Raw genomic sequence first — 26,005 nt, forward strand, 5'->3', positions numbered from 1 at the left:
CAGCTTGCAGCTTCAATAATTCATGTCGAACACCATGCATCGTCGTTCGCTCATAGTCTTCGGTCAAAGTCGTGAGCGGGGAATCGATCTCCCATTTTCCTGATGTTTGCAATCTATGCAGAGCTAAAATGGAATCTTTTCCTCCACTAAAAGATACAACAATTCTTTTCCTCATCCTTTTCCTCCAACCTCATCCTTATTTAGGAGGCAGTATAAACTGATAGCCCTCTTTTTTAAGTTCATATATTAAGTCATCCATTATCATAAGAGTTTGCTTTAGCTCGTGAAGCAAAATTACTGACCCATCTTCTGCATGATTCACGATGTTATGAACAATTTGATTCGGGTTGTTCTTAAGTTCCCAATCCAGTCCAGCTACCTCCCATAAAAAAGGAACCACATCTAATTCTTTTAGAACGTGCAATGTATCTTCGTTAAACTGGCCGAATGGCGGACGAAAGTATTTTATCTTTTGTCCGGTCAGGCTCTCTAAATGTTTTATATTGTTTTGAATATCTTGATGCTGGTCATAACGGCTAAGTCTCGTAAGGTCTCGATGACGCAGTGAATGGCCGCCTATCATATGCCCTTCTTCTAACACCCGTTTGCATGGCCGGTTTTTGTGCAGCAACCGTGACTGCCAAAAGAACAACGCCTGAACATCGTGTTTCTTTAATATATCTAGCAAAGGAACGAGTACCGAAGACGGTCCATCATCAAAGGTTAGGATAATAGACTTTGAACGCTGCTTGTCCCATTTATGTTTATTCGTCCATATCTCTTTATGCTCCCAGTCGTACACGACCGTAGAAGAAGTTACTCAAGGACACTTTTTCATGGTGTCTCCTCCCTTTTGTGAATCTGTTTGTTTAGTAAACCACTTAACATTGCTATAATGATAGCAAGCTTTTCCTTGAAAGGATATGAAAAAGGATGCTCGATAAGTTAAAGAAACATTACAGAAATTCTATAACAACGGACACCTCTCAGCAGTCAGGCTTTCTCTGGTTCATTACAGATGATGGAGCACCATTTGGCATTTCTCAATCTGCCATTTCCGATTCAGAGAGCCGTTTACTTCGGTCCATGTTTAATATATATGAAAATGATACAATACCTGCTTATTCTTCTGCACAGTTAAAATGGGAATCTATCTTACTCGGAAACGAATCAACTGATGAAGAAAGTTTCTACCGTTTTGTGCACTTTTTTAGCAAGCAGCCTATAACCGATTTCATTTCTTTTTCAGAAGCGGTTAACGGACTTTTTCCTGAAGATGCCGTCCTGCTGTTAAATAAAGACCACAAAGGCGGAGTCATTATTGAAACGTCCAAGCAGGAGTTTACCGACACGCCTTATGAAGCGCTTAAAGACATGCTTTCAACTGACTTTTATATCGATATTTCCGTATACATAGGTTCCTATCATCACCAGTTAGCTCATGCGAAAGAATCCTTCGAGCGTGAACAGCAGCAATTTATAGAAGTAAAAAATCAGCTGCTTCCAAAATCGGTGTATACGATAGCGGATGTGGTCCCTCAATTGCTTCTTCAATCCGCAAACCCCGTAGCAGAGAAAACCTTACATGCTTTATTAGCAGAGTGGGATGAGGAAGATCAAGAAACATTAAAAAGCATTAAAGTGTTTGCAGAATGCAACATGAATGTTTCGTTAGCAGCGAAAAAGCTATATATTCACAGGAATAGTTTACAATACCGAGTGGACAAGTTTTATGAAAAAACAGGAATTGATGTTAAACAGTTTAAAAATGCACTGACTGTTTATATGGCGATATTGTCTTATGAACACCATAGAAATTTATAACTTCTCTAAAGATTGTTGCTTTTAGTGGCATTCTGTTTCAATACCTTCTATGAAATTTGATTGGAGCGCAAGGTGCGAGACTCCTGCGGGATGAGTGGGACAGGTGAGACTCCTAATAGCGCAAAGCGCTAGGAGGCTCACCGCACACCCCGCGGAAAGCGAGCACCCTGGAGCGGAAATCAACACTTCCAAACCCTCTTTGTGCACATTGCATAAAGAGGTGTTTTTATTTTAGGCATGTCGTCCATTTACGATTGTGGTTATGAAAGCGTAAACTTAAAACATTAAGAAAACGTTTACATCGGAAGGGGATTTTACAATGGCAGAAATTAAATTAAATAACATCGTAAAACGATATGATAACAAAGTAACAGCTGTACATGATTTCAACCTTGATATTTCGGATAAAGAATTTATCGTATTCGTAGGTCCATCAGGTTGCGGTAAATCTACGACTCTTCGTATGATCGCGGGTCTTGAAGAAATCTCTGAAGGCGAACTTGTAATCGACGACCGTGTTGTAAACGATGTTGCTCCAAAAGATCGCGACATCGCAATGGTTTTCCAAAACTATGCACTTTACCCTCACATGAACGTATATGACAACATGGCGTTCGGACTTAAGCTTCGTAAATTCAGCAAAGAAGAAATTGATAAGCGTGTGAAAGAGGCTGCTCGTATTCTTGGCCTTGAGCAATACTTAGACCGTAAACCAAAAGCTCTTTCAGGTGGTCAGCGTCAGCGTGTTGCACTAGGACGTGCGATCGTTCGTGATGCAAAAGTATTCTTGATGGATGAGCCGTTATCCAACCTTGATGCAAAACTTCGTGTTCAAATGCGTGCAGAGATTACAAAGCTTCACCAACGTCTGCAAACGACTACAATCTACGTAACGCATGACCAAACAGAAGCGATGACAATGGCAACTCGTATCGTTGTTATGAAAGACGGACATATCCAGCAAGTAGGATCTCCAAAAGAAGTATACGACACTCCAGAAAACATTTTCGTTGGTGGATTTATCGGAAGCCCAGCAATGAACTTCTTGAACGGAACGCTTGAAGATGGCTTCTTTAAAGTGGGAGACACGAAGATTGCAGTTCCTGGTGGAAAAATGAAGATTTTACAAGAAAAAGGCTATAACAACAAAGAAGTTGTTCTTGGTATCCGTCCTGAAGACATCCATGATGAGCCTCTATTCTTAGAGTCTTCTTCTAACACGAAGATCCAAGCGAAAATTGACGTTGCTGAATTGATGGGTGCTGAAACGTTCCTATACTCTACAGTGAGCGGACAAGATTTCATCGCACGTGTTGATTCTCGTACTGATATTCAAAACGGACAAAGCATCTCTCTTGCTTTTGACATGAACAAATCACATTTCTTCGACAAAGAAACTGAAATTCGCATTCGCTAATTTTTATGTTAAGCTCTGCCCTAATAGGCAGAGCTTTTTTTATGTGATACATTGATATTTTTATGTGATAACTCGTGATTTTTATATGATAATGCTTCAAAATTATGTGATCATCCCCCTTTTTTATGTGATCGTGTATACACACCTAAAAATCCCCTGTTAATTTTTACTTTATCGGGAAAAATGTTAAATGATTGACGAAACAGCAACTGGTTTATACAATTAATTCTATAAAAATTGTCGGGATTATCTCGATTAGGAGGACTTCATTTGAAAAAGACATTTAAATTTCTGTCAGCACTCGCCCTATCGGCTGTTCTGCTATCAGCTTGCGGAACATCTGATCAATCTCAAGATACAGGTTCAGATGCAGATAAAAAAGAACTAACAATCGGTACGGAAGCTACATATCCCCCATTCTCATACCGTGATAAAAAAACAAATGAAATCACGGGTTATGACGTAGAAGTTGCGAAAGAAGTAGCGAAACGTCTTGATATGAAACCTAAGTTCGTAGCTACCGAATGGAAAAACATGTTTACTTCACTTGATTCTAAACGCTTTGATCTTGTAGCAAACCAAGTAACCGTTACAGATGAAAGAAAACAAAAGTACGATTTTTCAACACCTTACACCGTTTCTGGCGGACAAGTAATCGTTAATAAAGACAACAAAGACATAAAAGGTATTGAAGACCTTAAAGGCAAAGTTGTTGGTACAACACAAGGAAGCAACTATGCGGCCGAAGCTGAAAAAGCCGGTGCAAAAACAAAGTTCTATAAAGGGGCTGCACAAGTTTTAACAGACCTTGATGTGAACCGCGTTGATGCTGCTATGAACGATCAGCTTTTTATTCTTACTGAGTTAAAGAAAACAGACTACAACGTTAAAGCAGTTGGCGAACCTTTCAACGAAAACGAAATGGCATTCGCATTCCGAAAAGATGATAAGAAACTTAGAGAAGACGTAGACAAAGCGCTTGAAGAAATGAAAAAAGACGGCACGTTGAAAAAACTCTCTGAAAAATACTTTGGAGAAGATGTAAGTGAATAACTTATCAGAAATACTGATCAACTCCCTCCCCTATCTTTTGGAGGGAGCTGTTTTTACTGTTGTTATCAGCCTTGTTTCTATATTAGGAGCGCTTATTTTCGGATTAGTTATCGCGTTATGCAGAATGTCATCGAATAAATTTTTATCGGGGTTTGCAAAGGGGTATATATCTTTCTTTAGAGGTACGCCATTATTAATTCAATTATTGATCCTTTATAACGGTTTTACTTTTATTTATGTACCAGAAGGATGGCAGGCAGCTCTCGCTGGACTCATTCTTCATTTTAGCGCTTATATCGCAGAATCTTATCGAGGAGCTATTCAATCGATTGAAAAAGGACAATGGGAAGCTGCTTTTTCTTTAGGAATGAACAAGTATCTTACGTATAAAGAAGTAATCCTTCCTCAAGCATGGAGAATTTCGATTCCATCTGTTTGGAACTCACTGATCGATATTGTAAAAGCATCATCATTAGCTTCTGTCATTACCGTACCAGAACTGACATTGATGGCCGACCAGATAAGTGCCTCACAGCTGATCGTCCTACCCGTGTTATTAGAAGCTGCAGTCCTGTACTGGATTTTAACCTCTTTACTTGACGGTCTTAGGGTATTAATTGAAAAACGAATCAGAGTAAGCCAATAAACTTCATGTCCTGCCACAAGGATATGAAGTTTTTTATTCCCATTCACCAATAAAGAAAAGCACCTCTTGATGACACGAATCACAATAAAAGACATGCGGGCACTGACTATCTTTAAAATCTGTAGGATATCCATCTTCCAGTTTAAGTTCATCTACTTCCATATATGGGCTATAATCATCAAAAAAATCACTTACTTTTCCTTGATCTTGAACAGCCCTCCCGCATTCGGGACATCGAACGTTTATCGTTTGAAAGTTATTGCATATCGGACACATCGCCATCATTTATCAGCTCCTAAAATCTTTAAAAAGGAGTGGATTCCTCCACCCCTTTAACCATCTTTTGACTTGGTTTAGCGATTTCCGCCGCTTAATTGCTGCTGTCCCATCGCTACCAAACGTTTTGTCATTTCCCCGCCAACCGAGCCATTCGCACGTGCAGTCGTATCTGGGCCAAGTGTAACACCGAACTCAGATGCGATCTCATATTTCATTTGATCGATTGCCTGCTGCGCTCCTGGGACTACTAATTTGTTTCTTCTTGCCATGTGTTTCACCCCCTTATACCTATTTTGTATCTCAGAGGTTTCTATATGCGCTTTGAATCCTGGCAATTTATAGCGTTGTTCCCACTCAAAATTTAAAAATGATTGGACCAATAGTTTATACTGATTTATAGTAAAGAAAATAAAACGGATGATATTGAAGAAGTTGGTGAAATGATGTCAAACGAATATGCCGTAGAAATGTTTAGAAAAACGATCCCTTTGTTTCAAGCACTAGGTGACCCTGTCCGGCAAGATCTTGTTTTGCTGTTAGCTGAAACAGATAAAATGAATGTCACAGACATAGCTAGTCAATCTCCTATGTCCCGCCCAACAGTTTCCCACCATCTAAAAATTTTGCGTGAAGCAGGACTTGTTGGAACTGAAAAAAAGGAAAAGAGATCTTTTATTTTTTAACGCTTGACCAAACCGTTGTACAGCTTAAACAGTTGATCAGCATTATTGAAGATGAATGTATTCTTTAATGGAATAAGAAGTTATTTTACAGGTATAAATTCCTATTTATAAAATGCTCTTCTCTAAAAAATGCTTGCTTTTGGTTTATCCTTTATCTCTTCCTTGGTAAGTTGATTGTAGTGCAAGGTGCGAGACTCCTGGGGGATTAGCGGGACAGGTGAGACACCTATGGGCGCAAAGCGGCGAGGTGGCTCACCGCACGCCCCCCGGAAAGCGAGCATCCTGAAACGGAAATCAGCTACTCACAAGAGCATCTTAGATCTGCTTTAAAATATAAGCGATTCAGCATGAGCTGAACCGCTTTTATTTTTTCCGAAGCTGCTTTATACCTGAACGCATAAGGGCAGCTAACTGTTTTTTATTTGAAAAGTATGCTTTAATTAGCGTTCTTACTTTCCCGTATTTATGCTCATACGGATACCAATTGATTTCTCGCTGCTTAATTCCTGTATCCTTCATCACTGACATTTGACGCGAAAATGTGTAAAGCCCTTCATCTCCATGATATCTGCCTGTTCCACTGCTTTTCACCCCGCCAAACGGCAAGTGTGGATTTGCAACAGATACTAATACATCATTGATGACCGCACTGCCTGTAACCAGTTTTGATGTTACGCGATTAGCTTTTGCTGAATCCTTCGTCCAAACACTCGCATTCAAACCAAACTCTGTGGAGTTCGCTTTTTCAATTACCTCTTCTTCTTTTAAGAATGTGATCACTGGCATAACAGGGCCAAAGGTTTCTTCAGTCACAACCTTCATATCGTCAGTGATATTCGTTAGAATCATTGGCTCGATATACATACTATCTCCCCAATGATCAGGATGCTTCCCGGTTAGCAATAGAGCACCTTTTTCAAGCGCATCTAACACATGATATCTGATGATCTCTTTTTGATGCGGAAAGGTTAAAGAACCTATGTCTTCACCCATTTTGAGTTTTTTCGTTTCTTCAACAAGTCTGTCAATAAATTCTCCGGAAATGCTTTGCTCCACATATACCCGTTCAATAGACATACAAACCTGCCCAGCATTCGTAAACGCACCCCAAACTGCGCCGTTTACCGCCCGTTTTATCGCGGCATCTTCAAATACGATCATCGGGTCCTTGCCGCCAAGTTCAAGCGTATGCGGAATAAACCGCTTGCTCGCTTCTACTCCGATCTTACGCCCTGTCTCAACAGATCCTGTAAAGAATATGCTGTCAGGTGTCCCTGAAACAAGTGCCTGTCCCAGCTCTTTTCCACCATGGGCCACCTGCAGAACATTCTTAGGAAGATTAACTTCCCTCGCAATTTTTTCAATTAAAAGCCCTATTGTCGGCGTTATTTCAGAGGGCTTTAAAATGACCGAGTTACCCGCGATTAAAGCTGAGATAACAGGTGTCATCGAAAGCTGAAATGGGTAGTTCCATGGGGAGATGACTAACACCGTTCCTAAAGGAAAATAATCCACATAAGAAGATTTCCCGACAAACAGAAGCGGTGTTGACACTCTTTTACGCTTTAATATTTTTGGTGCGCGCTTCTCATAATGCTGGATGATATCAATAACGGGCATTAAATCAGCAGTTAGAGCTTCTGTCTTAACCTTACCTGTCGCAGAACATATTTCATCCACGATTTCGTCCATGTTTTCTAAAAGGTGTTGCTTAATTTTCTTTAAAAAAGACATTCGTGTTTCCAATGAGCGAGTGGACCAAAATTGAAAGGCCGCTGACGATTTTTCGTACATTTCCGGGACCTGCATTTCTTCTGTCTCCAGCCACTGATCGATCGTTTCACCTGTTGCTGGATGCTTGGCCACTAATACATTTTTCATGGTGCGCACCTCCTTTTTCTAAATATTCATATATCTTTCATCATACCTTTTTTTACGCAAGTGTTGTTTATTTATTTTTTTGGATGTGTTATCATGTTGATATTCTTAAACATATAAACACGAAATATGAAGGGACGTTTTCCTTATGATAAATAACAATTCAGCTTTAAAAACAGCACTAATCACTGGAGCTTCAAGCGGAATAGGATTAGAGTTTGCGAACCTGCTCGCAAAAGATGGTTATCATGTCGTACTGACGGCAAGAAATGAGAAAAGACTTAGTGAGATTGCCAACGAGCTAAAAGCGAAACATGGTGTTGACGTAACGGTTTTAGCAAAAGATTTAAGTCTGACTGATGCTGCCGAAGAACTGACTGCAGAAATTTTGGCAAAGGGTTTAGAAGTCGATATTTTAATCAACAATGCAGGGTTCGCAGCATACGGACCCTTTGACGAAACATCATGGAAAGACGAAAAAGATATGATTCAAGTGAACATTACAGCCTTAACCACTTTAACAAAACACCTTCTGCCAGGCATGATTAGGCGCAACAGAGGTAAGATTTTAAACGTTGCCTCTACAGCTGCTTTTCAGCCAGGTCCGTTAATGGCCGTCTATTATGCAACGAAAGCATACGTGCTCTCTTTCTCAGAGGCGATTGATTACGAACTTCGCCATACAAACGTCAGCGTAACAGCGCTCTGCCCTGGAGCAACAGCGACTAATTTTGAAAAAAGAGCAAGCCTTGAGTCATCTCGATTGTTTCAATCAGGTGCAATGAATGCCCATGATGTAGCCTTATCCGGTTATAACGCACTATTGAAAGAAAAAGCTGTAGACGTTCCTGGATTTAAAAACAAAGCACTAGCTAACATCGTTCGTTTCTTGCCTCGAAAGACCGTCTTGAAAGTCGTACACTATGTACAAGATAAAAAATAAAATAGAAAATTTTAGGGAACAGCTCTATACAAGCTGTTCCTTTTTTCTATAACAAAAGGTTCGAATAAAATATTCATTTTATTTCTTGATATAGAAAATAACAGAGTGTAATATTACACTTAAAGAGAATATGATTAAAAGGACCTGTTTTTCATTAACCATACATATACATGAAATGAGGTGGGATAAAATGAACAAAAAATGGATGAGAAGCGAAGGACAAAAGTGGGTTGAAGACAATATCATCACGGATGATCAGCTTAATTTAATTGTTGCACGTTATCCTGATACAAATGACAAACGAAGAATAACAGGCATCTTACCCGTTTTAGCTAGTATTTTGATTGGAATTGGCATCTTATCTTTCATTGCATCAAACTGGGGTGAAATTCCCCCTCTTGCCAGACTGTCATTGCTCATCGTAATTATGCTCGGTTTTTACTACACAGGTGATCGCAGCTTAAAAGCCGGCAACGAAACTTTGGGGACTTCTCTTAACATTCTCGGTATCATCTCTTTTGGTTCCAGCATCATTTTACTTGGCCAGACGTTTCATCTAAATGCCGTTGATGCCCGTTTATTTGTTTTTTGGAGCTTACCTGCCGTATATTATTTGTTTAGAGATCGCAACAAATTATATTTCTTCCTCCTTTCTGTATTAACAGTCGGTGGACAGCTTTATGGCTTAAGTGAATTCCAAAGCTTTAGTTTTCTATTATTTGTGATTTTCCTAATTGGTGTTGGCGGTTTTGTTTTCCTTTATCCTACTAATAAAAAGTCGTGGATTTTCACTATCGGACTAAGTATTCAAGCTCTAATATTTATTATGGTTGAGGAGATCAACTTCCTCTGGTTCTTTCTATTCGGGTTCACGTTATTTACAGCCGGATTATGGGTCGAAAAGAGAGTGTTTAAACAGCCGTTTAATCGTATAGGGACACTGATTGGTTTTGGTTTTGCTTACGGATTGTATTTCATGCTAACAAATGACTTCTCATCTGATTTTGAACTGCCCGCTCCTTATGTGTTTCTTCCGTTATTGATTGTGATACTAGCCCTTTCAATTATAGGTAAACGCAAGGAGAACCTTTACATGCACGCATGGGAACTACTAATTTTCGTTCCATTTTTCTATCTTGTAAAAGTAGCGGATCCACTAGTGGTAGGTCTCGTTTATTTGATTGTTATGTTTGTCTATTCCGGTTTCAAGCTGGCTGAAGGTTATCGAAACGAGAACAGATCACAGATCAATTTTGGAATTGTACTGTTCTTGCTTGTTTGTCTAATGGGATACTTTAACCTAGCCTGGTCATTCATGCCAAAATCCGTTTTCTTCTTACTCGGTGGAATTCTGTTATTTATTCTTAATGCGTTTCTTCAGCGTAAGAAAATGCAGATTTTGGAGAACGGAGGACCGCATCATGACTAAAAGACGAGGCTGGATGATTGCTGCCCTTCTACAAGTTTTGTTTCTTGTGTTTATTGCTGGGAGTTATTACAGCATTGATTATTTTGGAAAAGATATAAAAATTAAAACTGTACCTGTCGATCCAAGAGATATTTTATATGGAGATTATGTAACGCTCCGCTTTGAAATCAGCAGGGTTCCCCTCTCAAGCTATAAGGGTGATTTAACTGAACTTGACCGTGGAGAACGGCATGCATATGTTGTACTTCAACCTGATAAAGAAGGATATTATGCTGTAAAGAAAGTGTATCCAGAAAAACCTGAAGTAAAGGATAACGAGGTTATCTTAACAGCAAAAGCTGAAAAGATCTGGGGTGAAAATTCCTTTGATCAGATTGAGCTTACTTATGGATTTGAGCGCTATTATGTTCAAGAAAATACCGGTAAGGAACTTGAAAAGCAAGCCAATGATATGGATGTTATTATAAGTGTTGCCCCTTGGGGAGCTCATAAGATAGTGGAATTAAACCCATAAAATGAGGAGACTCACAAAGTACTGAAAAGTCTTTGTGAGTCTTTTTTTGGAGTTCTGGGATGAGAATGTTGAATTATGTCGAAAATCGGATAAATAATTTTATACACGGAATTATCGTGGATTACCTCGTATAAAAGGATGATTACCTCGTAAAAAACTATGATTACCTCGTATAAATATTTTCGTGCACCACCCATATGGACAATGTAAAAAAACGTCTTTTCCAAATGCACATCCTCCCTTCTAAAGATTAAGGAAGCGACTTTCAAGATCAACAATGAATAAGAAAACAGCCATTATTAAAGAGCAATCATTTTTCCTCGGTTTAAGTTTACCGATTACGGGAAGATTGATAATGAGGTGAAAACTATGTCTGACACAAAAATTATCGATCTAAAAGATGTACTCAACGGGTGGACTGGCAGCCAGATCTCCATTCGCAAAGAAGAAACAGGCGATATTGATCAAATCAGAATCTCACTTACAGAAGCAACCTTTGAACAAAGAGACGCACACGATGACTATCTAGGAGATCACATATTATTTTTGCACGGAACAGCCTATGCAGCTGAAGATGGCGCCCAAGTCGAACTTCCTACAGTTACGTATGAGATTCCGATCGAGGGCATTAAAGACATTCGAACAGATGATGATATTGTTTCCTTTGAAACAAGCAGAGCTCAATATGTAATTAATAAATAAAAGAACTGATCCACTTGGATCAGTTCCTTTTTATTGCTGCATGCTTTTCGTCACGTCGGTAAGTGAATCAGCTGATACCGCAATCTGACCTACGGCATGACTCAATTCTTCAATTACTTCAGCCATCACTTCTACTTCTTTTTCCAGCTTACCGCTTCTGTCCGTACTCTCATCCATTTTCGAAAGAATGGCAACAAAGAAATCCGAAATTTCAGTTGCCTCTGATACACTATCGTTAATGTAGTGATGAATACTTTCAACAGATTGTGAAACGGCCTCTATTCTCTTATGTGTGTTCTTTACAAGTTCCGAAACGCCTGAAACAGACGTCTTCGTTTGATCCGCTAACTTTCGAACTTCATGAGCAACGACTGAGAATCCCTTCCCTGCTTCACCAGCTCTAGCCGCTTCAATTGCCGCATTAAGAGACAAAAGGTTTGTTTGTTCAGCAATTGCCGTTACGATATCTACCACATCATTAATCTTCACAGTGGCTTGTTCCAAGTTAATTAACTCTGCAGAGATTTGCTGTGATTGCTCTTTTACTTTTAGTATCATATTCTGATGGCCATCCAGTTTGCTCTTACCTGCTAAAGAGTTTTTGGAAACATCCGCTGCTGACTCTGCTGTATCTTTTGCAAAAACGACTACTTCATCTGCTTTAGACGTTAATTCTTGGAGTGCAGCACTCGTTTGTTCTGAGATGCTTGCCAATTCTTCTACTGAATCGCCAACAGATAAAGCAATCTGCTGTTTTTGTTCTTCATGTTTAGCTCTTTCTTTGATCTGCTCGAACTCGAATGCTTCAAGCACGATCTGCTGCTCAAAATTCAATAGCTTCGTTACTGCTTTAACAGCTAGCTGATAGTCATTTCGGTTTTCAATATGTTGATCCAATATAGACAAAAATGAAAGCAGCATGTCCTGAAACGAGCAAATATACCATTTAGGCTGTAAACCAATTTTAAAATGGATATGCGCAATCACTCTTCTTTGTTCAATGTATTCCAAATCAATGACTCCATCGAACATTTCTTGTATATGTTTGATTAACGTAACTTGCAGACGCTTAACCGAGCTGTGCTTCTGGATGATATCCATCAACCCTGGTACATGTTCAATGTTTCTATAAAATTGATTTACGATATTCGCTATGTTTTCAGAGATCAACGGCTTTAAAGAACGAATAATTGCCAAATCATCCGTCGTTAATGAAATCATATCCAGCTGTTTCTGCCACTCACTATCTGGTGACAATAAAATCTTAACCTCATCTTTATACCGGTCTGCTGAATTCTGAACAGCAGTTGCATTACTCTTTTTCGTAAGAATACTTAAAATCGAAGCCATGGTGGTTTCCTTCTCCCTGTTTTTCACTTGTTTTCATCCAAAATGAAGCAATTACATGCGACTTTACTCACATTTTGCATACTCATATGTTTTATCGACGTTATTAAGGGAATCTTTCACTAAACCAAAATAAATTCAAAAAAAATGATACGAGGAGTGGTTCACATGTGGAAAAAGAGATGGGCAGCTGGAACATTAGCAGCAATGTTAACATTAGGTGGATTAACTGCTTGCGGTGACGGCGTAGACCAAGACAACGGCGTTGATGACGGTCAACAAAATGACGAAATGGATGAGAAAAATAAAGAAGAAGGTTAAGATTAAAACACCCGTCTATCCAGTAAAGCTGGATAGCTCAGACTGAAATACAACTAATGAAAAAAGGAGCCAATCGGCTCCTTTTCTTCGTTTAGCTTACTGCTCGTGTTTCGGTCTTTCCTTGTTGAAGCTGATACATCTGGAAGTAACGTCCTTTTGTCTCCATTAATTCGTCGTGACTTCCACGTTCAACGATCACACCGCGATCAAGTACGAGAATCTGATCCGCACTCTTAATCGTAGAAAGTCTGTGCGCGATAATGAAAGTAGTTCTTCCGCGTTTCAATACATCCAGTGCGTCTTGAATCACTGCTTCTGTTTCTGTATCGATACTCGCCGTTGCTTCGTCTAGAATCAGGATTGCTGGGTTATAAGCAAGCGCTCTTGCAAAAGAAATCAATTGTCGCTGGCCGGATGAAAGTGTGCTTCCTTTTTCAATAACCGGTTCATCCAATCCTTTTGGCAAGTTATTAATAAAAGGCATGGCTCCTACATCTGTAAGTGCCTTTTCAACTTGTTCTCTCGTGATCTCAGGATTATCTAGGCTAACATTGGATGCGATCGTTCCTGAAAACAAGAATGGATCTTGCAGAACGATTCCCATATGCTGACGCAATTCCTGTTTAGAAAGTTCCATAATATCTTTTCCGTCAATGACGATCTTGCCTTGCTTAATATCATAGAAACGGAATAGCAAGTTCATGATTGAGCTTTTCCCGGAACCCGTATGTCCGACAAGGGCCACTGTTTCTCCTTGGTTCGCTTCAAATGAAATATTCTTTAACACAGGCTCTCCTTCTACGTAGCTGAAGGTAACATCCTGAAACTCTACATTTCCTTTGTAACGGTCGATCTCCGTTTCCGTAACTTTCTGTCCTTGCTCATCCATCAGCACGAATACTCTTTCAGCTGATACGAGTGCCTGTTCAAGCTGTGCAAGCTGGTTGACCATACCTGTTACAGGGTGGAACATACGGTTCAAATAATCAACAAAGGCATAAAGAACACCAATAGAAATGACAGAACCTACTCCCAGTGCCTGACCTCCAAAGTGCCAGATGAATGCCATAAATGCGAGGTTTTTCAAAAACAGTACAAGGTTGTGCCCTGTCATCGCATTTAAACTTAATAGCTTATTTTGAAAGGTAAAGTATTCTTTGTTCATCGTTTCAAATTCTTCAGTTGTTTCTTTTTGTCTCTTGAATGCTTGAATAATCGTCATACCGTTAATCGATTCGTTGATCATTCCATTTATATCACTTAAAGTGGAACGAATTTTATGATTGTATTTGGATGCAAACTTACGATATACGATGATCCATACAACAAGGATCGGTACAAGAATGAGACAGATCGTCGCCAGCTTTACATCAAGCAAGAACAACGCAATAAAAATACCCGTCAAATAGATGATTCCTGTAAAGAAGTTTGCTAGTACGTTGATAAAGAGCTCCTTAATCGCTTCTGTATCGTTCGTAATACGAGAAACGATCTTACCTGCTGGCTGATTATCAAAATAGGTGATGGCTACACGCTGTACGTGCGCGAACACATCTTGACGAATTTTTTTAATGACTAGATTAGAAGAACGCTGCAGCATATAGCGCTGTCCGTATTGAAAGAATGATGCAAATACCAGCAGTCCTAAATAAATCATTGTCAGCTTCATAATTCCTGCAATTTCAGGTTTATAAAAAGCAAATGTCTCGTTTGTACTTAATTCATCTGCTGGATACGTTTCTGATTTCCCTTTAAACGAAATCGTTACTTCTCCGTTTTTCGCTGTTCGTTCCCCGTCAAATGAAATTGGCTGTGGAACAACGTAATAATCGCGTTTTACTTGAATGACTCTTATTTCTTTTCCTTTATTTTCTCCTGAATCAAAATGATCGCTTCGTTTATACCAGTTCCCATCGTAATTCACTGCTGTTTTTTCTTCTTTATCCACTTGGTACCACGGTCTTTCAATCCCAAGAATATGGTCATCGATCATGGTCTTTGCGATAAATGGTCCTGTCAGCTCCGCTCCGATTGCAACGGTCAGCATCAGAAGTCCTAGAATAAAGTTCTTTTTAAAGTGAAGTGCGTATTGAAACAGGCGCTTTCCAACGTTCATGGCTACACCGCCTTATTATCATTTAAGTTTTGTTCGATTTGCTGGCGTTCGTGCTGCTCTTTATACCAGCCATCTCTTGCTATTAAGTCCTCATGTCTTCCTTCGTCTACAATCGCTCCATCATCAATAACGATGATCCAGTCTGCGTGTTCAACAGCTGACAATCGGTGTGTTGTAATAAATGTCGTCTTTCCGGCACGTTCTTTACGAATATTTCCGATAATCGCCGTCTCCGTTTTCGCATCAACAGCAGAAAGCGCATCGTCTAAAATTAAGATTTCAGGGTCTACGCACAGCGCTCGTGCAATGGATACACGCTGCTTCTGTCCGCCTGATAATGCCACACCTTTTTCACCAACAAGTGTGTTCAATCCTTCTGGCAGATATTGAACGTCTTTTCTAAAAGAAGCCATCTCCATCACATGGTTCAGTTTATCCTCATCTGCTAAACTATTGCCGAAAAGAATGTTTTCTTGAACCGTTTTGGAAAATAGAATAGCGTCCTGCGGCACATAGCCAATCCATCCTTGTAGATTTTCTAGCGCAATGTCTTCAATTCCAACACCTGAGAACGAGATCTTACCTTCTCCAGCTGGATACTCCCTTAGAAGCTGCTTGAGCAAAGTCGTTTTCCCGCTTCCCGTACGTCCTACAATTCCCAGGGTTCCCCCTTTTTTGACCGTAACATTGATGTTCTTTAAGTTATCAACTTCTGAAGACGGATATCGGAACGTTACATTTTCAAATGCAATCGTGCCTGGATCTTTTAGCGGAACAAGATCTTCTGCATTCTTAACGTCTGGTTCATATGACAGCGTCTCGTTTACTCGATCGAGTGACGCACTTCCGCGTTCCATAATATTGATTAGTTCCCCAATTGCAATCATCGGCCAAATCAGCATCCCGAGATACACGTTAAACGTTACAAGTTCACCGAGTGTAATCGTTTTGTGAAACACCATGTAAGCACCGTAACCTAAACCAATCAAGTAACTCATTCCTACTAGGACCTTTATAGTCGGTTCAAAAAGTGCGTCTATTCTGGAAACAGCCAAGTTCTTTTCAAATACATCATCTGTCACTTTATTGAAACGCTCTACATCTGCTTCTTCCTGTACATAAGCACGGATTACACGCACACCTTGAACGCTTTCTAAGACAGAATCGTTCATCTCACCAAAGGCATCTTGTGCAACGGTAAAACGCTGATGTACTTTTTTACCGTACTTTTTAATGATAAACGCGATAACTGGCAGTGGAATAAGTGCTGCAAACGTCAATTTCCAGCTGATCATGAACCCCATAACGAACAATATCGTCAGCATGAACAAACTTGAATCAACGAGCGTTAATATTCCGAATCCTGCAGTCATTGAGATCGCCTTCAGATCATTCGTTGCTCGAGCCATCAAATCTCCTGTTCTATTTTTTTCAAAAAAAGTAGGAGTCATCTTTAACAAGTGACGCATGAAGCTAGAACGCATCGTACGTTCAATAATAAAAGCGCCTCCAAAAAGCTGGTACATCCAGATATACATCGTGACGTACATCGAAATTAGAACTGCAACAAAGATTCCGAGCGTCTTCATCATATCTTCTCTTGTGATCGTACCCATATGAATGGAATCAATGATATTCCCAATAAGCTTTGGAGGGATGATCTCGATGATTCCTACTCCAGTGAGCAGCACCACGGCAATTGTGTACCGAATCCAATGCTTCTTAAAAAACCAAGCTAACTTACCTAAAACTGAAAACATAAATGTCTCTCCTCTCAATCTCTGTTACTTTTAAACAATCGTTTAACTGAGCTACCCAAAAAGTGTATGATCCTTGCGTTCTAACCACACGTTTAGCACTTCTTTTTTCATCTGTTTTCCTCCTAATTGTTAGTGATCTATTGCAAAAGAAGAGTGATTCTTCTAAGCAAACAAAAATAAAAAAGCATACCACTCGAAAGGCGATATGCTTTAATAACCATAAAAAAACACACGTCACGACTGGGGTGACCTGCGTACGAATATGTATGTAGATACGAAAAATGAATAGAAAGGAATCTTACATCTCTTCCGGCAGGCCATGATATGAAGTTGTAGAGTTGTTATCTAATACAATAGAGACCGCAATTTGAGTAACAATCATTACTTTCACCATGACACAACCATCCTTTCCATAATTTTGTAGTTTGTAACTTTGGTAATCTTAACACTATTCTAATAACTATGTCAATTGCTTTTCGATATGCATAAAAAAATTTAATTTGCTGTTTAATATATGCCTTTTGATGAAGAGTGGTGTGTCCAAATTTTTGAGTCAAGCTAATCACTAAAAAAGCAGCCATCACTAGACGGCTGCTGTAGTCTACAAAACCTTTCCATCACTCATTTTTATTATATGATCAACATAACAAAGCATTTCCTCGTCATGGGTAACCATTAGGGTAGTAATGTTCAATCTTTTTGTTAAATCTCGTATTAACGACATAACCTCTTTTGACTTTTTTGAATCTAAACTTGCAGTTGGTTCATCTGCAAAGAGAACTTTAGGTTTATGAATGATTGCACGAGCAATTGCAACCCTTTGTTTTTCCCCACCAGACAATGAAGAAGGATAAGCATTTTTACGATGTTGTAATCCAACTAACTTTAGAATGTTGTCAATTTCTTGTTGTTGTTCATGTTTCTTAATTTTAGATTCAGCAACATCCAGCATTAGTATTAGTTGTTCTACTACTGTGAGAAAAGGAACAAGATGTGCAGATTGAAAAACAAAACCAAACATTTTTGCTCGTATATTCCGCACTTGTTCAGAACTCATAGTAGTTATGTTTTTGCCTTCAAATATGACGTGTCCATCTGTTGCAGATTGAAGTCCTGCAGCTATTGTAAGAAGTGTACTCTTACCCGATCCTGATGGACCTACTAAAGCTGTTATCTCTCCTTCTTTAAGAGAGAGGTTGATTCCTTTTAATATTTCTTCCTTCACGTCACCATTAGTAAATGTTTTTCTAACGTTATCAATTGTAAACATTCCCCTATTAAACCTCCCCTTGTTGAATCGCTTGTAATGGTTCTACTCTTTTTATTTGTAAACCAGATAGTGTAGCTCCAATGAATCCAATGATTAGGAAGACAATAGACAATTGCACGGTGGTATCAGTCGTTAAACGAAAAGGCATGTCCTTAGGTGCAACCCTATTAAAGAATTGGCTAATAGTAACAGATAGAGAAAGTGCAATAAGTGTAATAAACAACATTTGAGTCCACATCATTTTATACAAATCACTTGTTTTTACCCCTATAGCTTTTAAAATTCCAAATAGCCCTATTTTTTGAACGTTCATCATATAGAAAAAGATACCGAACAGCATTCCACTAATTACAACTAAAAACCATACAATCAGATTTAAAGACGTTTGTTCTGCACTGTAGCTAGGAATTGTTTTAAGAAAATCACTATTCGAAAAAGATTGTAGACCATAAAATTGTTGAGAAGATTCTCCTCCTGGTATAAAGACTAGCTGCATTTCTTCAGAAGGGTAAATCTCTTTATAATTCTCCATACTTAGATAAGCTACAGGTGCATGGCTAAATTTCTTTTGATCCACGAAACCTTTTACAGTAAACTTTTCACTAGATTGATTATGAGTTAAGAGATCTCCAACTTTGATGCCATCATTCTCTAATGAACGGTCAAGTACAATTTCCCCGCTGTTTACATTTTCAAATAATTTTGAGTCGGTAGATGTAACAAAAGCCACGCTTCGTTGTTTCCCACTCTCATCGTTTAAAAAGCCCATCTGTATGGATAGTGCAACAGCATCTTTTTGTTGGTTTATTATTTTTTCTTGCATACCGTTGTCTATTCTCGATAAATTATAGGTTTCTTCTGCTTCTTGATTCATATAAAATTGGCCGCTGGGCAAGTCTTTTATTAATGCAGCATTATCTTGTGATAATCCATTTGCCAAACCTGAAATGATAAAAGTTAATAAACTAACTAGAAAAATGATTGAACCTAATATTGTGAACCGAACTTTATTTTTTAATATCTCTTTCCAAGCAACGCTCATAACATCTCCTCCATCTCTTGTTATATTCTTAGTCTATAGGTCGAATATGAACAGACGATGAATAACAAGTTACAAATCATTTGGAGGAAAGAATGCCACAAAAAAATGTCATTCATCACCAATGGATACCATGGGCAATGCCTGACACTTTTAATAGTATTTTTCTAACCAATAGGTAATTCAACAACAAAGGTAGTCCCTTGATTTTCTTTACTATTCACATCCGTATGACCACCATGCAATTCAACAATGGTAGCAACGATTGATAGACCCAGTCCGGTCCCTTCCACAGTTCTCGACCGTGCGATATCTGCACGATAAAAGCGATCAAAAATCCTTTCTAATTCCTTATTATTCATTCCTATTCCTGTATCTTCAAAGGTGATAAATAACGATTTTTCTCTTTCTTCAATCGATATTTCAATACTGCCATTAGGTTTGTTATATTTAATCGCATTCGTTAACAGATTATCCCAGACGGTATTCAATAAAGAAGGGTCACCGATATATTCTGTATCCGGAAGGGAATAGCGTAGCATAATCCCTTTCTCATTTATGAGCCATTGATAATTTCGGACCAGTTCTTTAATTTGCTGTGCAATATTGAATGGTTTTTTCTTTAAAACTTCTTCATCGCGATCTAGTGAGGCAAGAAGTAATAATTGTTTAGTTAGAGTAGAGAGCCTACTAATTTCACCGTTTATTATAGATATATAATGTGTTTTTTCTTTTGAATTCAGTGATTCTTTTTCCAACAGATTAGTGTATCCTTTTATATTTGATAAGGGTGATTGAATGTCATGAGAGATGTTGGATATAAATTCTTTTCTCATCTCATCCGATTGTTCTAACTTTCGCGACATATGTAAAAAGCTATGAGATAACTCCCCTAATTCATCACCACGGTTAATATCAAGTTCAACGTTAAAGTTCCCTTTAGAGAGTGATTTTGTGGCAACCGTTAACTTAGAGATTGGCTTCACTAAATATTTAGCACTGACCACTACCATCACAATACTTAACGTGATCATTAAGGCAAACAGCCAACCGAAAAGAATATGCATTTCATTAAAAAGCAACTTGATATCAGGCCTAATAAAAAGAGCATAGCTTTTTTCATCATGCTTCAACGGCACACCGATTGTGTTCTTTAATTCATTTGCAAAAAAGCCTGTCACAAATGTTTCTTTCGGAAAATGAAGAATACCATGATAAACATTACCGTTTAATACGTGTTCTTTAGTTGAAGCAGGTAGCATTTTATTACGAAAAGATGCTCCGAAATAGGATTCATCTCCAGAATTCTCTAATAAGTATATTTGATAGCCAATGGCTGAAAGGTTTTCAAAGTACTCCTTTAGATTGATACTTGGGTGTTCTTCAACAAAAGACACCATTTCTAGTGCGATTTTTGTGTTTTTTTGATTATTATAGGGTTTTAATTTTTGCTGATAGTATGTATTGGAGATAACAAAAGCTAATATACCACTCAAAATCATGATCCCTATAGTAATAACTACAAATTTTACGTAAAGAGACCTCATCATTTTGCCTCCTCCAGTAAATACCCGACACCACGTACTGTTTTAATTTGAAAATCATCTGTCAATTTAGAAAAACGTTCCCTTAATCTCTTTACATGAACATCTACAGTTCTTTCATCTCCTTCATAATCCAGACCCCAAATCTGTTCAATTAAGTGGTCTCGAGTAAACACTTGCATAGGGTTTGAAAGGAAAAAATACAACAATTCAAATTCCTTTAAAGGTAAAAGTATAGTTAAATCACCAATGTGAACTTCATAGCTCTTTTTGTTAATTACCGTTCGTCCTAAACAAACAACGGATTCATCTAATTGTCTATCGTAACGTCGTAATAAGGCTTTAATTCGAAAGAGTAATTCTTTCGGTTCAAAAGGTTTAACCAGATAGTCATCTGTTCCAGATAGAAAGCCCTTTTCCTTATCCTCAATTTGATTTTTCGCTGTTAATAAGACAATAGGAATGTCATAATTTTTTCGTATCTCTCTTGTTAATAGATAACCGTCCATATAAGGCATCATCACGTCCACAACTGCCAAATCACAATTCTTATTACGAAGGATGTTTAAAGCTTCTAAACCGTCTTGTGCTTGAAACACTTTATATCCTGCTTCAGTTAAATGAACATCTACAAGCTTTAAAATATTGATATCATCATCGACAATTAGAATATTAGTCATTATTAAATACTCCTATACTTTATCCGTTTAATTACCTATTACATATATTATGGATTATTCAACCATTAGTTGTAAGCACCATTAGTCTATACGATTTAAAATTTAATCACAAATCCTAGGAGTAAGCTGCCGATAGAAAATTCTACTAACCTTATTCACTCGGAATAAGTAGATTTCTTTTAAACAGAGATGTGCAGCATTTCCTACTAATAAAGCGCATTGTTTGTGCTAGCGGGATGTGCACAACCTAATAATTCTATAAATTTCCCACTTATTCCGGCGAGTTTCGCCTATATTACGGCGAGTTCTGCAATAATCCGGCGAATTTCCATCATATAGCGGCGAATCGACAATTATCGACGCTTGTCATCCTATCCCTCGCTTCCCATCCACAACAAAAACCCGCCACAAAAAGTGACGGGCTTCCACACACTAGCTTATTTATCCTAACTGACGAGTCAGATTTGCCATCTCAATCGCAGATACTGCTGCTTCCCAGCCTTTGTTTCCTGCTTTTGTTCCAGCACGCTCAATCGCTTGCTCGATAGAATCTACTGTTAGCACCCCAAAGATTACTGGAACGCCGCTTGTCATTGATGCTTGCGCAACTCCTTTAGCAGCTTCATTACAAACGTAATCAAAGTGCGGAGTGGATCCCCGGATAACCGCTCCTAACGTAATCACAGCGTCATAGTTCCCGCTGTCTGCCATCTTTTTAGCGATTAATGGAATCTCAAATGCACCTGGAACCCATGCGATATCTACATCATCTTCGGAAATTCCGTGTCTTTTAAATGCATCCTGTGCCCCAGATACTAACTTATCCGAAATAAAATCATTAAAACGCCCTGCAACGATTCCTACTTTTAATCCTGTACCAACTAAATGTCCTTCAAATAATTTTGCCATTTAACGTTCCTCCTGTATTAGAAATGAAGCATGTGCCCCAATTTGCTCTTTTTTGTTTTTAAATACTCTTCGTTGTTTTCGTTATGAGGCATCTGAAGTGCCACACGGTCTGTTACTTCCAAGTCATAGCCTTTTAATCCCGCGATCTTTCTTGGGTTATTGGTTAAAAGTTTCATTTTGCTGATGCCAAGCTCTTTAAGAATTTGAGCACCTATACCGTAATCACGCAAATCTGGTGCGAATCCTAGCTGCTCATTGGCTTCAACTGTATCGAGTCCTTCTTCTTGAAGCTTATAAGCTTTCATTTTATTAATAAGACCGATGCCGCGTCCTTCTTGTCTCATGTACAATAAAACACCAGAGCCTTCTTTTTCAATCTGAGAAAGAGCGGCATGAAGCTGTGGACCGCAATCACAGCGAGCTGATCCAAACACGTCACCTGTCAAACATTCAGAGTGAACACGAACCAGCACAGGTTCTTCACTGTTGATTTCACCTTTTACAAGGGCCACATGTTCTTTCTCATCCAGCACATTTGAGAACCCAATTGCTTTAAAATCACCAAACTCAGTTGGTAGATTGATTTCGACTTCACGCTTCACCATCTGTTCTGTTTTGTTTCGGTACGTGATAAGGTCTTTAATCGTAATTAGTTTCATATTGTGCTGTTTTGCCAGTTCAACGAGTTCAGGAACACGAGCCATCGTTCCGTCCTCTTTCATAATTTCGCAGATTACACCAGCAGATTGGCTGCCAGCCATTTTCGCTAAGTCAATTGCGGCTTCTGTGTGCCCCGCTCGTCTCAACACGCCGCCCTTTTTTCCGATCAACGGAAAGATATGTCCTGGCCGCTTAAAGTCAGATGGCACAGAATCATTATTCACAAGCTCCCGAACAGTAGCTGCTCGTTCTTGAGCTGAAATCCCGGTTGTTGTTGATTTGTGATCGACGCTAATCGTAAAAGCGGTGCCGTGTGAATCGGTATTGGCTGCTACCATCGGTGAAAGATCCAGCTTTAACGCAATTTCTTCAGAGATCGGTGTACAAACGAGACCACGTCCGTGAGTCACCATAAAATTGATGGCTTCAGGTGTAATTCCTTCAGCTAACGCAACAAAATCTCCTTCGTTTTCACGATCTTCATCATCCACAACGATAACAATTTTTCCTTCTCTTAAATCTGCAACTGCTTCTTCTATGGAGTGAAACATGAACTCTCCTCCTAAAATCCGTGCTCTTGTAAGAAATCAAGAGACAGCTTCGACTTTTGTTTTTGGTCTTCTTTTTCGGGAGCTAACATTCTGTAAACGTATTTTGCGAGCATATCACATTCGATATTCACAACGTCTCCCGCTCCTTTTATTCCTAAAATCGTATGTTCTGCGGTATGTGGAATCAAGGAGACTGTTATCGTATTATTCGTAACGTCAAAAACGGTAAGACTTGTCCCATCTACACAAACGGAGCCTTTTAGCATAAAGTAGCGCATCAGTTGATCTGGAAGTGCAATCGTATAATAGATCGCATTTTTTTCTGGCCGCTTCTCTACAATGTCTCCTGTACCATCAACATGCCCAGAAACGAAGTGTCCGCCAAACCTTCCTCCTGCTGCCATAGCTCGTTCCAAATTTACTTTGTCCCGATTGTTTAAAAGTTTCAAAGTTGAAGACTTGAACGTTTCTGGCATCACATCTACTGTGAACTGATTTTTGCCGAAAGAAGTAACGGTTAGACATACCCCGTTTACCGCAATACTGTCTCCAAGGTGCACGTCTTTCAACACCTCTTCTGCGGAAATAGTAAGTACGATTGTTTCATCGCCTTTTGAAATTGCCTTAATCGTTCCTTTTTCCTCAATGATGCCTGTAAACAAAGAACTTTCCCTCCCTTGTAACTTGTTCTTTTATAAGAAAAATAATCATCGTAAATATGCAAAGCGGGAGTCTTGATTCTCTTAAATAAAAATAACCCCGGAAACAGATTGCTTCCGGGGTTTGTGTTAAAAGTATAACGAAATAAACCTTTAATCTACCTTTTTTAAAATACAGGCAATTAAAAGCGTTCACGTTCCTTCTCCCATCCAGACTATACTGTCGGCTTCGGATTTGCACCGAATCCACCGTTTTCACGAATCGCAAAACCGGGTCACGGACTAAGAGGCCACTGCCTCATCACCGCCGGTTGGGAATTTCACCCGACCCCGAAGGACACTATTTACTTATGTTCATTATAAGTAAACAATAGACTGAATTCAAACATGATTGCTTTTATTGGCCAATAATTAATTTTTCTTTAGGATAATGAATGTGTTCTGTTACTACTTTCCCTCGGATGATAAAGAGGAATGACAGTACGCCAATTCTTCCGATAAACATCAACAGCATAAGAATAACTTTTCCGATCGAGCTCAAATCACCAGTAATTCCAGTTGAGAGCCCTGTTGTTCCGAATGCAGAGCACACTTCAAAAAAGAGATACTCAATCGGCATCGGATCTGTAATTGCTAGGATAATTGTAGAAGTCGTACAAAGCACCATAGCAACGATAATAACAATAAACGACTTTTGTATATCTTCTGGATAAATTTCACGCTTAAAGATCTTAATTGTGTTTCTACCTTTAGCGTAAAAGAGAATAGCTAATAAGGCTACAGCAAAAGTTGTTGTTCGGATACCACCACCGACAGAACTCGGTGATGCTCCAATAAACATCATCACTCCTAAATAAAGAAGGGTTGGCACTGTGAATTCAGAGACATCCATGGTGGATAAACCGCCGCTTCGTGTTGTAACGGACTGGAATAAAGAATAAAATAACGTTTCATGCCAAGATTTACCCTCAAAAAAAGCATTCATCTCCAAAACATAAATTCCGATTGCGCCAGTAACAACCAATAATGCAAAGGTAGTCGTAGTAACCTTCGTGAAGAGGGTAAACGTATAGCGCTCTAAATACTTTCTTTCTTTGATAAAGTTATTGATTTCTACAAGTACAGGAAATCCAATGGCACCTGCTGTAATCAAGCACATCGTAACGATTTGAACAAGATAATCGTTGCGGAACGGGATCAGCGAGCTTCCCGTAATATCGAATCCAGCATTCGTCGTTGCTGTAACAGAGGCGAAGAATGCGTGATACAACACTTCTACTTCCGTATCGTAATAGGGTTGAAACAGGATAAAGAATAAAACGGTTCCGACAACCTCAATCCCTATTATTAGTGTTAAGATTTGCTTCATCAGCTGCACAAGACCTGCAAGCGTGGATTGGTTTTGATCCGTCATTATCAATTGGCGCTCTCTCATCCCTATGCGCTTGCCGATTAAAAGCCAAATCGCTGTTCCTAGCGTCATAACGCCAATCCCACCGATTTGCACGATGATTGCCAGAAGGACAACACCTATATGGTTGAATGTTTCAGAGATATTGACAGCGGTCAGACCTGTAACACTTACAGCACTGACTGCAGTAAATAATGCATCGATAAACTTCAGTTCTACGCCCTTGTTATGTCCGACCGGCAAACTTAATAAAATGGTCGCTACTAAAACAGACAATAAATAAAAAATAACGATAAGTTGAACAGAAGTTAAAAAAGTCTTTTTTTGTTGTGTTGTTGCTGTATTTTTAAACATATATTTTTTCACCTGT

At 38.9% G+C, this 26,005-nt stretch carries 24 protein-coding genes, 2 pseudogenes and 1 riboswitch; of the genes and pseudogenes, 10 read left to right on the plus strand and 16 right to left on the minus strand.

What is annotated here, in order from left to right:
* Together P8610_RS14035 and P8610_RS14040 are read right to left on the minus strand one after the other, a co-directional pair.
* A pseudogene (locus P8610_RS14035) lies at positions 1-175 on the minus strand (hypothetical protein); the annotation flags it as partial.
* Between the two features lie 21 nt (positions 176-196).
* Entirely contained in the window at positions 197-802 is a 606-nt protein-coding gene (locus P8610_RS14040; protein WP_394604918.1) for a polysaccharide deacetylase family protein, read from the minus strand.
* 131 nt (positions 803-933) lie between these two features.
* Here P8610_RS14040 and P8610_RS14045 point away from each other — a divergent pair, with 131 nt between their 5' ends.
* The 4 genes from P8610_RS14045 (at position 934) to P8610_RS14060 (ending at position 4,940) form a co-directional block, all read left to right on the plus strand.
* Complete coding sequence (locus P8610_RS14045) at positions 934-1,824, plus strand: PucR family transcriptional regulator (RefSeq protein ID WP_394604919.1); 891 nt, start codon at positions 934-936, stop codon at positions 1,822-1,824.
* 319 nt (positions 1,825-2,143) lie between these two features.
* Entirely contained in the window at positions 2,144-3,241 is a 1,098-nt protein-coding gene (locus P8610_RS14050) for an ABC transporter ATP-binding protein (protein ID WP_394604920.1), read from the plus strand.
* Between the two features lie 270 nt (positions 3,242-3,511).
* On the plus strand, positions 3,512-4,294 hold the full coding sequence (locus P8610_RS14055) for a transporter substrate-binding domain-containing protein (protein ID WP_394604921.1): 783 nt from the start codon (positions 3,512-3,514) through the stop codon (positions 4,292-4,294).
* Complete coding sequence (locus P8610_RS14060; RefSeq protein ID WP_394604922.1) at positions 4,287-4,940, plus strand: amino acid ABC transporter permease; 654 nt, start codon at positions 4,287-4,289, stop codon at positions 4,938-4,940. Before P8610_RS14055 ends, P8610_RS14060 begins: the two co-directional genes overlap by 8 nt.
* A 33-nt stretch (positions 4,941-4,973) precedes the next feature.
* On the opposite strand, the gene P8610_RS14065 is transcribed toward P8610_RS14060, so the two are convergent.
* A complete protein-coding gene (locus P8610_RS14065) occupies positions 4,974-5,225 on the minus strand; it encodes a hypothetical protein (protein ID WP_289496950.1) in 252 nt (83 codons plus the stop codon).
* Between the two features lie 68 nt (positions 5,226-5,293).
* Entirely contained in the window at positions 5,294-5,488 is a 195-nt protein-coding gene (locus P8610_RS14070; RefSeq protein ID WP_066239924.1) for an alpha/beta-type small acid-soluble spore protein, read from the minus strand.
* Positions 5,489-5,659: 171 nt separating this feature from the next.
* Between P8610_RS14070 and P8610_RS14075 the strand changes: the two are divergent.
* A pseudogene (locus tag P8610_RS14075) lies at positions 5,660-5,970 on the plus strand (ArsR/SmtB family transcription factor).
* A gap of 295 nt (positions 5,971-6,265) precedes the next feature.
* On the opposite strand, the gene P8610_RS14080 reads toward P8610_RS14075, so the two are convergent.
* Positions 6,266-7,783, minus strand: coding sequence for an aldehyde dehydrogenase family protein (locus tag P8610_RS14080; protein ID WP_394604923.1), 1,518 nt, complete (start codon positions 7,781-7,783; stop codon positions 6,266-6,268).
* A 145-nt stretch (positions 7,784-7,928) separates the two neighbouring features.
* On the opposite strand from P8610_RS14080, the gene P8610_RS14085 reads away from it, so the two are divergent.
* From P8610_RS14085 to P8610_RS14100, 4 genes are all read left to right on the plus strand, one after another.
* Positions 7,929-8,723 carry an SDR family NAD(P)-dependent oxidoreductase gene (locus P8610_RS14085; RefSeq protein ID WP_394604924.1) on the plus strand — a complete coding sequence of 265 codons (795 nt, stop codon included), beginning with the start codon at positions 7,929-7,931 and terminating at the stop codon, positions 8,721-8,723.
* A gap of 190 nt (positions 8,724-8,913) precedes the next feature.
* Positions 8,914-10,152 (plus strand): DUF2157 domain-containing protein, encoded by a 1,239-nt coding sequence (locus P8610_RS14090; protein WP_394604925.1) that lies wholly within the window; start codon positions 8,914-8,916, stop codon positions 10,150-10,152.
* A complete protein-coding gene (locus tag P8610_RS14095; protein WP_394604926.1) occupies positions 10,145-10,666 on the plus strand; it encodes a GDYXXLXY domain-containing protein in 522 nt (173 codons plus the stop codon). Before P8610_RS14090 ends, P8610_RS14095 begins: the two co-directional genes overlap by 8 nt.
* Before the next feature lie 369 nt (positions 10,667-11,035).
* Positions 11,036-11,368, plus strand: a complete 333-nt coding sequence (locus P8610_RS14100; RefSeq protein WP_394604927.1) for a hypothetical protein — start codon at positions 11,036-11,038, stop codon at positions 11,366-11,368.
* 30 nt (positions 11,369-11,398) lie between these two features.
* On the opposite strand, the gene P8610_RS14105 is transcribed toward P8610_RS14100, so the two are convergent.
* A complete protein-coding gene (locus P8610_RS14105) occupies positions 11,399-12,718 on the minus strand; it encodes a protoglobin domain-containing protein (protein ID WP_394604928.1) in 1,320 nt (439 codons plus the stop codon).
* Between the two features lie 165 nt (positions 12,719-12,883).
* On the opposite strand from P8610_RS14105, the gene P8610_RS14110 reads away from it, so the two are divergent.
* The gene (locus tag P8610_RS14110; protein ID WP_197468147.1) at positions 12,884-13,036 is read left to right on the plus strand and encodes a hypothetical protein; all 153 of its coding nucleotides are present in this window, start codon (positions 12,884-12,886) and stop codon (positions 13,034-13,036) included.
* Positions 13,037-13,127: 91 nt separating this feature from the next.
* Here the strand turns inward: P8610_RS14110 and P8610_RS14115 are convergent, their stop codons facing one another.
* The 10 genes from P8610_RS14115 to P8610_RS14160 form a co-directional block, all read right to left on the minus strand.
* Positions 13,128-15,152: an ABC transporter ATP-binding protein gene (locus P8610_RS14115; RefSeq protein ID WP_394604929.1), complete on the minus strand. Its 2,025-nt coding sequence runs from the start codon at positions 15,150-15,152 to the stop codon at positions 13,128-13,130.
* A 2-nt stretch (positions 15,153-15,154) separates the two neighbouring features.
* Entirely contained in the window at positions 15,155-16,912 is a 1,758-nt protein-coding gene (locus P8610_RS14120; RefSeq protein ID WP_289496961.1) for an ABC transporter ATP-binding protein, read from the minus strand.
* A 601-nt stretch (positions 16,913-17,513) separates the two neighbouring features.
* Complete coding sequence (locus tag P8610_RS14125; protein WP_394604930.1) at positions 17,514-18,182, minus strand: ABC transporter ATP-binding protein; 669 nt, start codon at positions 18,180-18,182, stop codon at positions 17,514-17,516.
* 7 nt (positions 18,183-18,189) lie between these two features.
* Positions 18,190-19,224 carry an ABC transporter permease gene (locus P8610_RS14130; RefSeq protein ID WP_394604931.1) on the minus strand — a complete coding sequence of 345 codons (1,035 nt, stop codon included), beginning with the start codon at positions 19,222-19,224 and terminating at the stop codon, positions 18,190-18,192.
* 164 nt (positions 19,225-19,388) lie between these two features.
* On the minus strand, positions 19,389-20,768 hold the full coding sequence (locus tag P8610_RS14135; protein ID WP_394604932.1) for a sensor histidine kinase: 1,380 nt from the start codon (positions 20,766-20,768) through the stop codon (positions 19,389-19,391).
* A complete protein-coding gene (locus P8610_RS14140) occupies positions 20,768-21,445 on the minus strand; it encodes a response regulator transcription factor (RefSeq protein ID WP_394604933.1) in 678 nt (225 codons plus the stop codon). The genes P8610_RS14135 and P8610_RS14140 overlap by 1 nt, the downstream gene beginning before the upstream one ends.
* A 441-nt stretch (positions 21,446-21,886) precedes the next feature.
* Positions 21,887-22,354, minus strand: coding sequence for a 6,7-dimethyl-8-ribityllumazine synthase (ribH, locus tag P8610_RS14145; protein WP_066239884.1), 468 nt, complete (start codon positions 22,352-22,354; stop codon positions 21,887-21,889).
* A 17-nt stretch (positions 22,355-22,371) separates the two neighbouring features.
* Positions 22,372-23,565, minus strand: a complete 1,194-nt coding sequence (locus tag P8610_RS14150) for a bifunctional 3,4-dihydroxy-2-butanone-4-phosphate synthase/GTP cyclohydrolase II (protein ID WP_394604934.1) — start codon at positions 23,563-23,565, stop codon at positions 22,372-22,374.
* A gap of 11 nt (positions 23,566-23,576) precedes the next feature.
* Positions 23,577-24,227 (minus strand): riboflavin synthase, encoded by a 651-nt coding sequence (gene ribE, locus P8610_RS14155; RefSeq protein ID WP_394604935.1) that lies wholly within the window; start codon positions 24,225-24,227, stop codon positions 23,577-23,579.
* Positions 24,228-24,418: 191 nt separating this feature from the next.
* A riboswitch (FMN riboswitch) is annotated at positions 24,419-24,566 on the minus strand.
* A gap of 55 nt (positions 24,567-24,621) precedes the next feature.
* Positions 24,622-25,989: a TrkH family potassium uptake protein gene (locus P8610_RS14160; RefSeq protein WP_394604936.1), complete on the minus strand. Its 1,368-nt coding sequence runs from the start codon at positions 25,987-25,989 to the stop codon at positions 24,622-24,624.
* Positions 25,990-26,005: the final 16 nt, after the last annotated feature.

The organism is Fictibacillus sp. UD (genome assembly GCF_043558025.1).
GTDB lineage: Bacteria > Bacillota > Bacilli > Bacillales > Fictibacillaceae > Fictibacillus.

Coding starts and splice junctions, on each gene's coding strand:
- P8610_RS14045 (WP_394604919.1), top strand. CDS start 934: ATGCTCGATAAGTTAAAGAAACATTACAGAAATTCTATAACAACGGAC.
- P8610_RS14050 (WP_394604920.1), top strand. CDS start 2,144: ATGGCAGAAATTAAATTAAATAACATCGTAAAACGATATGATAACAAA.
- P8610_RS14065 (WP_289496950.1), bottom strand. CDS start 5,225: ATGATGGCGATGTGTCCGATATGCAATAACTTTCAAACGATAAACGTT.
- P8610_RS14070 (WP_066239924.1), bottom strand. CDS start 5,488: ATGGCAAGAAGAAACAAATTAGTAGTCCCAGGAGCGCAGCAGGCAATC.
- P8610_RS14080 (WP_394604923.1), bottom strand. CDS start 7,783: ATGAAAAATGTATTAGTGGCCAAGCATCCAGCAACAGGTGAAACGATC.
- P8610_RS14085 (WP_394604924.1), top strand. CDS start 7,929: ATGATAAATAACAATTCAGCTTTAAAAACAGCACTAATCACTGGAGCT.
- P8610_RS14090 (WP_394604925.1), top strand. CDS start 8,914: ATGAACAAAAAATGGATGAGAAGCGAAGGACAAAAGTGGGTTGAAGAC.
- P8610_RS14095 (WP_394604926.1), top strand. CDS start 10,145: ATGACTAAAAGACGAGGCTGGATGATTGCTGCCCTTCTACAAGTTTTG.
- P8610_RS14100 (WP_394604927.1), top strand. CDS start 11,036: ATGTCTGACACAAAAATTATCGATCTAAAAGATGTACTCAACGGGTGG.
- P8610_RS14105 (WP_394604928.1), bottom strand. CDS start 12,718: ATGGCTTCGATTTTAAGTATTCTTACGAAAAAGAGTAATGCAACTGCT.
- P8610_RS14110 (WP_197468147.1), top strand. CDS start 12,884: ATGTGGAAAAAGAGATGGGCAGCTGGAACATTAGCAGCAATGTTAACA.
- P8610_RS14115 (WP_394604929.1), bottom strand. CDS start 15,152: ATGAACGTTGGAAAGCGCCTGTTTCAATACGCACTTCACTTTAAAAAG.
- P8610_RS14120 (WP_289496961.1), bottom strand. CDS start 16,912: ATGTTTTCAGTTTTAGGTAAGTTAGCTTGGTTTTTTAAGAAGCATTGG.
- P8610_RS14125 (WP_394604930.1), bottom strand. CDS start 18,182: ATGTTTACAATTGATAACGTTAGAAAAACATTTACTAATGGTGACGTG.
- P8610_RS14130 (WP_394604931.1), bottom strand. CDS start 19,224: ATGAGCGTTGCTTGGAAAGAGATATTAAAAAATAAAGTTCGGTTCACA.
- P8610_RS14135 (WP_394604932.1), bottom strand. CDS start 20,768: ATGAGGTCTCTTTACGTAAAATTTGTAGTTATTACTATAGGGATCATG.
- P8610_RS14140 (WP_394604933.1), bottom strand. CDS start 21,445: ATGACTAATATTCTAATTGTCGATGATGATATCAATATTTTAAAGCTT.
- ribH (WP_066239884.1), bottom strand. CDS start 22,354: ATGGCAAAATTATTTGAAGGACATTTAGTTGGTACAGGATTAAAAGTA.
- P8610_RS14150 (WP_394604934.1), bottom strand. CDS start 23,565: ATGTTTCACTCCATAGAAGAAGCAGTTGCAGATTTAAGAGAAGGAAAA.
- P8610_RS14160 (WP_394604936.1), bottom strand. CDS start 25,989: ATGTTTAAAAATACAGCAACAACACAACAAAAAAAGACTTTTTTAACT.